This window comes from Pseudoalteromonas sp. ASV78 (assembly GCF_047806705.1).
GTDB lineage: Bacteria > Pseudomonadota > Gammaproteobacteria > Enterobacterales > Alteromonadaceae > Pseudoalteromonas > Pseudoalteromonas prydzensis_A.
Window position 1 is genome coordinate 3,336,590 of sequence record NZ_JBLOPA010000001.1, and the last position, 12,439, is coordinate 3,349,028.

9 protein-coding genes and 1 riboswitch are annotated in these 12,439 nt (G+C 42.3%); of the genes, 6 read left to right on the forward strand and 3 right to left on the reverse strand.

Features of this window, described 5'->3' with window-relative positions:
* From ACMVDV_RS15175 to dapA, 3 genes are read right to left on the reverse strand one after another with little or no spacing between them, the layout of a single operon-like run.
* Entirely contained in the window at nucleotides 1-1,206 is a 1,206-nt protein-coding gene (locus tag ACMVDV_RS15175) for a PLP-dependent decarboxylase (protein ID WP_416158668.1), read from the reverse strand.
* On the reverse strand, nucleotides 1,206-1,946 hold the full coding sequence (locus tag ACMVDV_RS15180) for a 2,3,4,5-tetrahydropyridine-2,6-dicarboxylate N-succinyltransferase (protein WP_416158669.1): 741 nt from the start codon (nucleotides 1,944-1,946) through the stop codon (nucleotides 1,206-1,208). Before ACMVDV_RS15180 ends, ACMVDV_RS15175 begins: the two co-directional genes overlap by 1 nt.
* A gap of 15 nt (nucleotides 1,947-1,961) precedes the next feature.
* Nucleotides 1,962-2,846, reverse strand: a complete 885-nt coding sequence (dapA, locus tag ACMVDV_RS15185; protein WP_416158670.1) for a 4-hydroxy-tetrahydrodipicolinate synthase — start codon at nucleotides 2,844-2,846, stop codon at nucleotides 1,962-1,964.
* Between the two features lie 136 nt (nucleotides 2,847-2,982).
* A riboswitch (Lysine riboswitch) is annotated at nucleotides 2,983-3,177 on the reverse strand.
* A gap of 186 nt (nucleotides 3,178-3,363) precedes the next feature.
* Here dapA and ACMVDV_RS15190 point away from each other — a divergent pair.
* The 6 genes from ACMVDV_RS15190 (at nucleotide 3,364) to ACMVDV_RS15215 (ending at nucleotide 12,432) form a co-directional block, all read left to right on the forward strand.
* Nucleotides 3,364-4,065, forward strand: coding sequence for a DNA-3-methyladenine glycosylase I (locus ACMVDV_RS15190; RefSeq protein ID WP_416158671.1), 702 nt, complete (start codon nucleotides 3,364-3,366; stop codon nucleotides 4,063-4,065).
* Between the two features lie 8 nt (nucleotides 4,066-4,073).
* On the forward strand, nucleotides 4,074-5,483 hold the full coding sequence (locus ACMVDV_RS15195) for a protein adenylyltransferase SelO (RefSeq protein WP_416158672.1): 1,410 nt from the start codon (nucleotides 4,074-4,076) through the stop codon (nucleotides 5,481-5,483).
* A gap of 472 nt (nucleotides 5,484-5,955) precedes the next feature.
* Nucleotides 5,956-7,017: an OmpA family protein gene (locus ACMVDV_RS15200; protein ID WP_416158673.1), complete on the forward strand. Its 1,062-nt coding sequence runs from the start codon at nucleotides 5,956-5,958 to the stop codon at nucleotides 7,015-7,017.
* A 475-nt stretch (nucleotides 7,018-7,492) separates the two neighbouring features.
* Nucleotides 7,493-8,554 (forward strand): OmpA family protein, encoded by a 1,062-nt coding sequence (locus tag ACMVDV_RS15205; protein ID WP_304178621.1) that lies wholly within the window; start codon nucleotides 7,493-7,495, stop codon nucleotides 8,552-8,554.
* Nucleotides 8,555-8,822: 268 nt separating this feature from the next.
* On the forward strand, nucleotides 8,823-11,420 hold the full coding sequence (acnB, locus tag ACMVDV_RS15210) for a bifunctional aconitate hydratase 2/2-methylisocitrate dehydratase (protein WP_416158674.1): 2,598 nt from the start codon (nucleotides 8,823-8,825) through the stop codon (nucleotides 11,418-11,420).
* A 379-nt stretch (nucleotides 11,421-11,799) separates the two neighbouring features.
* A complete protein-coding gene (locus ACMVDV_RS15215; RefSeq protein WP_304178632.1) occupies nucleotides 11,800-12,432 on the forward strand; it encodes a 2OG-Fe dioxygenase family protein in 633 nt (210 codons plus the stop codon).
* Nucleotides 12,433-12,439 lie beyond the last annotated feature (7 nt).

Consider the following 12,439-nt stretch of genomic DNA (forward strand, 5'->3'; position numbering starts at 1 on the left):
TTACCTTAAGTAGTAGCTGGCATCTTCTGTTTGGCGTACACAGTCAAGCTCGCCATTGTGTATAACGTATTCGGCGGCTAACTCATGACATAAAAAGTACGGCATGCTTTCGGTAAAGCCGTACGCGCCGCATTGGCTAAACACCAGCCAGTCTTGCTCGTTTAAATCACTGGGTAGTTGATGTTCACCTAAACAATCCAGCGCGGTACACAATGGTCCGTACAAACTCATTGCTTGCGTTGCAGCCGTTGAGTCTCGTAATAATCGCGCCGGGAAATCTTGGCTGGTGACCGCTGGGCGTAATAAGTGATTGATACCGCCGCTTAAGATCACTTGTTGTTGGCCATAGTTAAGTTTGCGTTCAACCACAGGTGTGGCGTAATGGCCGCATTCACCCACCGCATAACGGCCAAGCTCCATCCATAACTCATCAACGCCAGCATCACGTTTAATCTTTGCCAGTGCAGTGATCAAAGCATCCCAGCTCAGAGTCGGTGCATCCAGGGTGTACGGAATACCTAAACCGCCGCCTAAATCGAGTACTTTTAAGTGAATAGCTAAATCGCTAGCAAGTTGTTGCAGTGGTGCAACCATTTGTGACCAAAGCTCTGCGAGCTTGTCGCTGCTGAGCATATTGCCCCACTGAAAAATATGCAGACCGTCAAAGCTAAGCGCAGGGTAGTCGCGAGTATTTAGCGCTTGCCATTCATCGCAACCTAAGCCAAAAGGGGTTAGGCTATCGCCACCGAGTGGGTTTTTTTCACCTTCAGGCCAGCGTAGTTGTACACGCAGTAATACTTGCAGTTGGCATTGTTGAGCAATGGCTTGCTCGTTGAGCCAGCGTACTTGATTGAGGCTTTCGGCAACAAAAATACGTACGCCTCGCGCAATAAAGTGTTTAATTTGGCTTGGGCTTTTAGCTGGCCCCGTATTGAGCACGCGCTCGCTGTTAATGCCTTGCGCAAGTACTTGCTCAAGTTCGCCTTTGCTTGCCACGTCAAAATTAAACCCTGCGTTATCTAAGCTTTGAATCACTTTAGACAGCGGATTGGCTTTTACGGCATACCACAGTTTTACTTCAGTTTGCGCTACTAAGCGCGCTAAATGTGCGTTTAGCGTATCAAGGTCGTAAACAAAAAATGGTGTAGCAAGTTTAGTTGATAGCTCAGCAATGGCATTTTTAACCGGCGTGCTCAAAAAGCTCATTAACGTAAAACCTCTTCAAGTAGCAATGATGCATCACTTTGTTCGTCACGGTATTTTACGATCAGTGCACATGACATACTTAAACCTTGTTCGCGAGCCCATGGATTAGATGCCGGACGCGAACCTGGAATAACAATCGCATATTCTGGAATAGGTTCGCCTTTATCTAGTTGACGCTCATTAATGCAGTCATACACAGGAATGGTTGCTGATAAGCGTACGCCTGGTGCAAGTACTGCGCCTTTTTTAACGACTACGCCTTCAACAATCACACAGCCTGCACCGATGAATGCATCGTCTTCTATTACTACAGGGCTTGCACCAATTGGTTCAAGTACACCGCCTAGTTGCACCGCAGCACTTAAATGCACGTTTTTACCTACTTGCGCACATGAACCAACCAATGCATGGCTATCAACCATAGTGCCTTCGTCAATGAATGCGCCAATGTTTACATACGCTGGTGGCATGATAATCGTACCTTTAGCAACGTGTGCACCACGGCGCACACTTGAGCCACCTGGTACCATGCGCACGCCAGCATCGGCTGCAAAGCCTTGTGGCGCTAAGTTGTGCTTATCAACAAAGCCACCAGGGAATTCAGTATTTGTGCCGTTTTTAAACGCTTCTAAAATACCTTGTTTTACCGCAATGTTAGCGTGCCATTGGCCGTTTTCGTCTTGTGTTGCTGCGCGCACTGCGCCCGATTCTAAATTATTTAATAGTTCTAACCAGCTCATTATAAAAACCTGTGTTTAATGCCAAGATAAAATGGTGTTATTTGCGTTGTTAATGCAATCAGTTTGCGTTAACTCAAGATGCGTCAAAGGTGGACGTAAGTACGGGGTGTTAATGCGCCCTTGTAAATGCATCAATACTTTGACGGGGATAGGGTTTGCCACGGCAAACAAGCTTTGAATCGCTTGTGACCAGTCGGCAAATAAATTGGGGTGTTGGCCACTGAGGCTGCGTTTTACAAATTCATGGGTTTGCACAGGCCATGCATTAGCAGCCACAGACACTAACCCTTTCGCACCTGCTTGGGCAAAATAAGGCATTAGGGCGTCATCGCCACTAAAAATAGCAAGCTCAGGTGCAGCATTTCTAAATCCTTCAAACTTGGCGATATCGCCACTGGCTTCTTTTAGAGCCCATAAGTTTTTATGATCTTTTAAATTACTAATGACCGCAGGAGGGATCGCGACGGCACTGCGCCCTGGTACGTTATAAAGCATACAAGGATGTTTACTGGCATTGAGCAGGTTTTCAAACCAATGGGTTTGGCCAACTACGCCAGGTTTAGCGTATAAAGGTGAGCCGAGTAAATAACCATGAATAGGTAATTGATTACAGTATTCAACCCAAGCTACTTGCTGTTTTAGATTCATGCCACCGACTGCAACCAGCAATGGTACGGTTGGCGCTAATTGGCACACGTGTTCAACAATTGCTTGTTGCTCTTTTAATGTCAGGGCTAGACCTTCGCCGGTGCTACCAAGTAGTAAGATGCCATTGTTGGCTGCTTGTTGCTGCGCAACTAATTGGTCAAGCACGTCATAGTCGACTTCGCCAGCGTCAGTAAAAGGCGTGACAAGCGCAGTCCACAATGGGTAGTCGTTTAAATCAAAATTGTTTTTCATCTGCAACGAACTTATTAGGGTGTTCGATGAGTATGTAGGGCTACCATGAAGTGCGCCGCATCGTCGTCATTCGAACTAATATAATTCGAAGAGCGAGTGGGCTTAATACAATAGGGCGCTATGGCCTTATTATGCTAAGACCAGAAGCTCTCCACCAAATATTTTAACAGCCAAACTGTTATTGGTGACAGTCGCTGGGATTCAACCCAGTCGCCCGAAATAACCCTCCACAAAAAGTGTTACTTCTCGGCGTTAATTCCCCTCACGTATGCTCACTGGAGTGTTGTGCTCCTCACATACGTTACCTGAATAACGCACCTCTTCTAGCCCACAGGGTTAGTTTTAAAAAAGTAAAACTAACCCTTAAATAGGGGTAATAGCAGTGATTAAAGCATTTTAGCCGTCTAGGTGTCAAGACTAAGTATGTGAGTTTGTGTTGATCTTTGTCGGCAAAAGGTTACGTATTAATAGCTTTTTTCGTACACTAGTGCGCATAGTGGTAAAAGGGTATTAAGTAATGGAAAAATTTCAGGATATTTATCAACGTGCGGCGCAGCGTAAAGGTGGCGCCGCCATGCTTGAGCAATTGCTGCAAGCGCCTCTTACGGCTGAACAGCTTAAACGTTTATCTGATGATGCATGGCTTGAAGAGTTTACCCGGAAGATTTTTCAAAGTGGTTTTTATTGGTCGGTGATCAACAATAAATGGACTGGTTTTCGTGAGGTATTTTGGGACTTTAGCGTTGATAAATTACTCATGATGCCACCAGATATGCTTGAGCAAAAAGCCAGTGATGAGCGAATCGTGCGTAATTTTAAAAAAGTACAGACCATTCCACATAACGCTTATATGATCCACGAGGTTGCCGCTGAACATGGTAGCTTTAGTCAGTTTATTGCCAATTGGCCAACAGACGACATAATTGGTTTGTGGGCATATTTAAAAAAACACGGTGCGCGTTTAGGTGGTAACACAGGGCCTTATACATTGCGCGCACTCGGTAAAGACACATTTTTACTATCGCGCGACGTTGAAAGCTATTTGCGTGCCCATAAAATAATTGATGGTGGCTTACAAACGAAAAAGTCATTGACTGCGGCACAAGCATTTTTTAACGAGTTACAACAGCAAAGCGGCTTAAGCTTACAAGAGCTAAGTTTAATCCTCGCTTACAGTGTAGGTGATAACCGCGTCGGTATACAAACAACTCAAGCTTAAGGAATACCATGAAACTAGTTGCTCGCTATACCCAGGTTGCTGATGATTTTGCAGTGCCGGATTCCCCCAGTGCTGTTGCAGCACCTACCTTATTATTGTGGAACGATGTATTAGCTCAGCAGCTTAATATTGACGTTGCCAGCGCCGAACGTGCAGATGTTTTTGCAGGCAACCTCAATAACAGTGACGTAAAGCCTGTAGCGCTGGGTTATTCAGGGCATCAGTTTGGTCATTTTTCACCGCGCTTAGGTGATGGTCGTGCTCACTTACTTGGGGCAGTTGCCGATCAGCAGCAACAGCTGTGGGACATTCAGCTTAAAGGTGCAGGTGCTACGCCATTTTCACGTGGTGGCGATGGTCGCTGTGCCATTGGCCCTGCGGTACGTGAATACATAATGAGTGAGGCGATGCACGCATTAGGAGTGCCAACTACCCGATGCTTAGCTGTTGTTGCCAGTGGTGAGACTGTTTACCGACAACCCCCGCAGCCAGGCGCCATTGTTACCCGCGTTGCAAGTAGCCATATCCGCGTTGGCTCGTTTCAGTATTTAGCAAGCCAAGGTGATGTTGCTGGTTTGCAGGCATTGGCTGATTTAGCCATTGCACGCCATTACCCTGAAATCAATACAACGGGTCCTGAACGCTATTTAGCGTTTGTAGCTAAGGTTGTTGAAAAACAAATAGCCCTTGTGGTGAGCTGGATGCGGGTTGGCTTTATACACGGTGTAATGAATACAGACAATACTTTGATCAGTGGTGAAACCATAGACTACGGCCCATGTGCGATGATGAATCAGTTTGATTTTGACACGGTATTTAGCTCGATTGATCGCCAAGGGCGTTATGCTTTTGGTAATCAACCAAATATTGCTAACTGGAATTGTGCCCGCTTAGCAGAAAGTTTGATTCCCTTAATTAGCGATGATGAAGAACAAGCCGTTGCGCTATTGAGCCCGCTAATCAATGGTTTTGCTGAACAATTCAATCACGCATTTAGCCAAATGTGGGCGCAAAAGCTAGGGCTGGATGGCGATCAAGCAGGTGATAAAGAGTTAGTATCAGAGCTACTGGGGCTGCTGAAAACGCATAAACTTGATTACACCAACACCTTTGATGCTTTAACCGAATCACAACAGGGCAATAGTGAAATACCCCCAGAGTTAACTGCTTGGTCACAGAATTGGTTGCTGAGGACATCCGACGCCAGTTACTCGATAATGCGTAAAGCGAACCCAAAACTGATCCCGCGTAATCATATTATTGAAGGTATCTTACAAGATTTTACGCAGCAGCATCAAAGTCCCACATTGAACGAATATTTGCATGCATTGCAACAGCCATTTCAAACTCAAGTAAAAGAGTCATGGATTTTAGCATCTGTAGATGATGAAAATTATCAAACATTTTGTGGCACCTAATGAAGCGTGTCTATGGGCTAATATATTTTTGTTTATATTGATTTTTTCCTAAAAACAAGCCGTTATGATGAGGCTATATTTATTTTTTTGCTTTAGACTGATTATTAACTGTTATTCATTAATATTTATACGAAATAAAGACGTTTACCACTTGTTGATTTAAAATTAACCAATATAATGCACTTAAGAGCTTGAAAACTTTAACACGTATTAAAATTCACTTACTGCGGTTAATACTGACTTTGTAAGGTGCTTTTAGTATTATAGGCAGGCGATTGAGCTGTAGGTTAGGTAAAGTTTTTTATCTCGTCTATACTTACTACCGTTTGTATTAAAAACCACTTTAGTTGACAAAAACACAATGCAGGCGTTTTCGTTAGGTAATGATTAGCAAATGCTTTTGTACTCTGGTTAAAGGTTAAAGCTAGGGTCACTTAGCTACAATTTTAATTGCGAAAATGGGAAGGAAACAATGAAATTAAAATCACTTACTATTGCTGTAGTACTCGCTGCTACTAGCGCTTCAAGTTTCGCAGCCGATAAAGAAGGTTTTTATATCGGTGCATTTGGCGACTATTATGATGCTTCTTGGGAAAATGTTCGCGGTTATCAGCCAGGCGGCCTAGATGTAGATGATTCTACAGGCTGGGGTCTTGAGCTAGGTTACCGCTTCAATGACTACTGGAGCGCACGCTTAGAATACGCAGATATGGATTTCGATTGGACTGCTCGTGCAACTGACGGTACTTCTGTAAACGGTTCTGAGGACGGAAAACGCTACGGTATTGATGGCCTATACCACATCAATGGTGGCCCTTTCTATGGTATTTTTGGTTTGAAAAACCTTGATGCTGTAGATGAAGATTTAATGTTTGCTAATGTGGGTGCCGGTTACCAACATTACTTTACAGATAATTTTACTTTTAATGCTGAAACATCTTTATATCAAGGTCTTGATCGTGGCTACACAGATGTTGGTGCTAAATTAGGTCTTAGTTATATCTTTGGTGACCAAGGTTCAGCACCTGCACCAATTGAGCCCGCGCCTACAGTGGCTGGTCCTATGGATAGTGACAATGATGGCGTTATAGATGCAGATGACCAATGTGCTAATACACCAATGACAGATGCTGTTGATGATAAAGGTTGCACACGGTACGAAGATAAAGAAGCAATGATGACACTGCTAGTTACATTCCCACACGATGTAGCTGAAGTGCCAAATGGTTATTTCGATGACATTGCTGATTTAGCAGCGTTTATGAAAGAAAACGACGGAACATCAGTTTTATTAGAAGGGCATGCTTCAGCTGTTGGTGATGCTGATTACAATATGCAATTATCTAAGAAACGTGCACAAGATGTAGCAGGTGCGTTAATTAAAGATGGTATTTCATCTGACAGAGTATCTACTATTGGTTACGGTGAAGAGCGTTTGCTAAACACAGCAAACACACTTGAAGCTCACGCGCAAAACCGCCGAGTAGAAGCTCAGGTTAAAAGTGTTGAACGAGTTAAAGTTCTTCGCAATTAATTTAATTTGCTGAGTTAAAGTGACTTTAACTCAGTAATTTTAGCGTTTAGAAAGTCGACTCGATTAACTTAAGTCGGCTTTTTTACTTTTAAAATACCTGCCAATATTTACTTTTTGAGTAAAAAGGCTAACACTGTATGCTTGACTACTTAATCATCTTTCGCTTTTAATTAAAGTGAATTCAAACTTGATTTAAAGTAATAAAGCCGTAAATAATTGTAGTATTCTTATTGTTAATCAATTAATTTGTCTAAGTTTGTAATGAGTTAAATAATTTTGATTGCTCGCGAAGTATCTAGCGAGTTAAGAATTGATATAGGTATTGTCGTATTTGGTGTTGCTCTAACCTGTTGTGCTTCACTTTAAATTTTCAATTTTTATAACTTATTAAGTTTGGATTAATTGGTCATCATCTATCTTAGAGTGAGTTTGGCCAAAATGGCCTTTAGGTATTTTTAATGGAAAGGAATGAAACATGAAACTTAAATCTCTTACTATTGCTTTAGCACTAGCTGCAACTAGCGCTTCGAGCTTCGCTGCTGAAAAAGAAGGTTTCTTTATTGGTGCATTTGGCGATTATTACGATGCTTCATGGGAAAATGTCCGTGGTAGCGCAGGTACTAACGTTGATGATTCAACTGGTTGGGGTGCTGAAATAGGTTATCGTTTTAATGATTACTGGAGCGCGCGTTTAGAATACGCTGACATGGATTTTGATATCTCAAGCTCAAACCCAGCCATGACAGCTACAAGCATGGACGGCGATCGTCTCGGTATTGATGGTCTTTACCACATTAACGGTGGCCCTTTCTATGGTATTTTCGGTCTTAAACAAATCGATATTACAGAAAACCTAACATTTGCTAATGTGGGTGCTGGTTACCAACATTACTTCACTGATAATTTTGCATTTAATGCTGAAACATCGATATACCAAGGTCTTGATCGTGGTTACACAGATGTAGGCGCTAAACTTGGTCTTAGCTATTTATTTGGTAAGCAAAGTTCAGCTGCTGAGCCAGTTGAGCCAGCTCCTACAGCGGCAGTTGTTCCTGTTGCAGTTGCCCCTGTAGATAGCGATGGTGATAACATCCCTGATGCAGATGACCAATGTCCAAACACACCAATGACAGATGCTGTTGATGGAACCGGTTGTACTTTATATGAAGACCGTGAAGTAACTAAGAGTTTGTTAGTAACATTCCCTAACAATGCTTCAAAAGTTGCTGGCAAATATGACAACGGTATTGACCAAGTTGCTAGCTTCTTAAAAGAGCACACAGATACAACAGTATTACTTGAAGGTCATTCTTCAGCTGTTGGTAAAGCTGAGTACAACAAGTGGTTATCGAAAAAGCGTGCTGATGCAGTTGCTGCTAAGCTAATTGCTGATGGCATTGCTGAAGATCGTATTACTACTGTTGGTCTAGGCGAAGAGCGTCTTAAAAATACAGATAACACACCTGCTGCACACGCGGAAAACCGTCGTGTAGAAGCACACCTTAAGTCAATTGAGCGCGTGAAAGTTAAGCGTTAATAGCATTTGATTTATCAAAAACCCAGCTATATGCTGGGTTTTTTTATGTCTGATAATAATGATTCGCAATAGATATTCATGTGAATGGTGTTTTCTTTAAGTTATATTCATCGTATTTATAGTGAGTATAATTTTTTGCTTTACTGGATGGATTTTAATCTATACTTAAAAGCTTTATTATGAACCGTCAGAATACTATAAGGGTTTGGTAATTTTTCGCGAGCACTCGCACTACCGAATACTTTCACGTCACCAAGAGGGCAATACTGTGCTACAAGATTATCGTAAACACGTAGAAGAACGTGCCGAATTAGGTATCGTACCAGCGCCATTAGATGCTCAGCAAACGGCTGATCTTATCGAGCTAGTAAAAACTCCACCGGCTGGTGAAGAAGAGTTTATTCTAGATTTATTAGTAAACCGCGTACCACCCGGTGTGGATGATGCGGCTTACATCAAAGCAGGCTTTTTAGCAGCAGTGGCTAAAGGTGATGCCTCGTCACCACTAATCTCAAAAGAAAAAGCAGCAGAGTTACTAGGTACTATGCTTGGCGGTTACAATATCGCACCTATGATTGATTTACTTGATGACGATGCGCTTGCGCCAATTGTTGTTAAAGGTCTTGCTAATACATTGCTAATGTTTGACGCATTTTACGATGTTGAAGAAAAAGCCAAAGCAGGTAATCGCTTTGCTAAGCAAGTTATTGAATCTTGGGCGGCTGCAGAATGGTTTACGAATAAGCCAGCGGTTGCTGAAAAAATCTCTGTTACGGTATTTAAAGTAACGGGTGAGACAAATACGGATGATTTATCACCAGCACCAGATGCATGGTCTCGTCCTGATATCCCTCTGCATGCCTTAGCAATGCTAAAAATTGAACGTGACGGTATCACGCCAGATAAAGGCGGTGAAATTGGCCCAATTACACAACTGGAAGAATTAAAAACGCAAGGACTGCCACTTGCCTACGTTGGTGATGTTGTTGGTACTGGATCTTCTCGTAAGTCTGCTACTAACTCGGTGCTTTGGTTTATGGGCGATGATATTCCGTTCGTACCGAACAAGCGCGTTGGTGGTGTATGTTTAGGTAATAAAATTGCGCCAATCTTCTTTAACACTATGGAAGATTCAGGTGCATTACCAATCGAACTAAATGTTGATGAACTTAACATGGGTGAGCAAATCGATATCTATCCGTATGAAGGTGTTGTGAAGCGCCATGGTACTGATGACGTTATCTCTACATTCGAACTTAAATCAGAAGTAATTCTTGATGAAGTTCGCGCTGGTGGTCGTATTCCACTGATCATTGGTCGTGGTTTAACAGATAAAGCACGCACATCACTTGGCTTAGGTGCAATTGATGTATTTAAAGTGCCAGCAGTAATGGAGCTGTCTGATAAAGGCTTCACGCTTGCACAAAAAATGGTTGGTAAAGCATGTAACGTTGCAGGCATTCGCCCAGGCCAATACTGTGAGCCTAAAATGACGACTGTTGGCTCGCAAGATACAACTGGTCCTATGACTCGCGATGAGCTTAAGGATTTAGCCTGTTTAGGTTTCTCTGCTGATTTAACAATGCAGTCTTTCTGTCATACATCAGCTTACCCTAAGCCTATTGATGTAAACACCCATCATACCCTTCCTGATTTCATCATGAACCGTGGCGGTGTATCACTTCGCCCTGGTGATGGTGTTATTCATTCATGGTTAAACCGGATGTTATTACCAGATACTGTAGGTACGGGTGGTGATTCGCATACACGCTTTCCATTAGGTATTTCATTCCCTGCAGGTTCAGGTGCAGTGGCATTTGCAGCCGCAACAGGTGTAATGCCACTTGATATGCCGGAGTCAATCTTGGTACGTTTTAAAGGTGAAATGCAAGCTGGTATCACGCTACGTGACCTTGTGCATGCAATCCCTTACTTCGCTATCAAAGAAGGTCTACTGACTGTTGAGAAGAAAGGTAAAATCAACGAATTCTCTGGTCGTGTACTAGAAATCGAAGGTGTTGAGCACTTAACGGTTGAGCAAGCATTTGAGCTTTCTGATGCATCAGCAGAGCGTTCAGCGGCAGGTTGTACTGTTAAGCTTTCAAAAGAGTCGATTGCTGAATACTTAGAATCAAACATTGTAATGCTTAAGTGGATGATCTCTGAAGGCTACGGCGATGTACGCACTATTGAACGTCGTATTAATGCAATGCAAGACTGGTTAGCAAACCCAGAACTAATGGAAGCTGATGCAGATGCTGAGTATAAGCACGTACTAGAGATTGACTTAGCCGATATCAAAGAGCCAATTCTATGTGCGCCAAATGATCCTGATGATGCACGTTTATTATCTGATGTGACGGGCGAGAAAATCGATGAGGTATTTATCGGTTCTTGTATGACGAATATTGGTCACTTCCGTGCTGCGGGTAAACTACTTGATGGTTTCTCAGGGCGTATTCCAACGCAACTTTGGGTTGCACCACCGACTAAGATGGATAAAGATCAACTTACCGACGAAGGTTATTACGGTATCTTTGGTCGTGTAGGTGCTCGTATTGAAACTCCAGGGTGTTCACTGTGTATGGGTAACCAAGCCCGTGTTGCAGATAAAGCAACTGTGGTTTCTACTTCTACGCGTAACTTCCCGAACCGCTTAGGTAATGGTGCAAATGTATTCTTAGCGTCAGCAGAACTTGCAGCCGTAGCTGCGATTTTAGGTAAGTTACCAACACCAGCTGAATACCAACAGTATGCAGCGAAAATCAATGCAACAGCAGCTGATACTTATCGTTATTTGAACTTCCATCGCATGCCTGCTTACACTAAAAAAGCAGACAACGTGATAATCCAACAAGCAGTTTAATTTTAACTAGTTTGTACATAAAAAGCCTGTTTTGCAGGCTTTTTTATTAAATATTATCTGTATGTAGTGAACATTAAGAAGGGTGGGCTATAACCCACCTTACCAGCCTAGTACTAAGTTGAACTTATACTCGAAGGTTGCAAAATCAATATGAGGTTGATTGGACGCTTTAAGTGTTTTTGTTATTGATGTTTATAAATAGAAATTCAATCGGTTATTTTGTTGTTAGATTAAAATTTCATTATGATGATATTTTAGATCTTAAAATTCTACTTTAACCTCGCTTTAATCAAGTAAAGACGCAAAAAATCCTCTCTATTTGCATTAAAATCCCTTCATTATTTATGAGTTAATCCTCTTATTTTTAGGCGAGATTTTTATGACAGCATTAAACAACCAGAACCTATTACAACTTCGCTTTGTAAACCAAGCTCATATTGAGGCTGTTAAGCCATCGTTTGCTAATCTTCCGGCTAACCCGTATGCCGACGGTGCGTTTCGTAAACGCCGCTATTCAGTAATTAAAGTGCAAAATGATGAACTTGTTTTACAAGCCACGAAAGCCTTTGTACAAGATGATTCAATCAATACTTTCCAAGGTAATGTTGAGCGCACTTACGAAAATTTAGAGCCGAGTTTATTGGCAAGCGAAGGGATGAAAAGTATCGTCAATGAGTTTCGTGCCATTACCGGGATAGACGAAGAGCGTGATATTGAAATTCATCAATTTCGTATGCTTGCTATTGAAAGTGATACGCCACCTGCACCAGAAGGTATTCACCAAGATGGCTTTGATCACGTTTGTATTTGTGGTGTATCTCACGAAAACTTAGAAGGTGGTGAGTTGTTGGTGTACGAAAACAAGCAAGCTGAGCCTTGTTTTAAAATGGAAATTAAAGACGGTATGTTTGCATTAATCAATGACCGTGAAGTTTGGCATAACGCAACACCAATGAATAAAATTGATGACACAAAAGCGGGTTATCTTGACTGCTTCGTACTGACAGCTTAAAGGAATA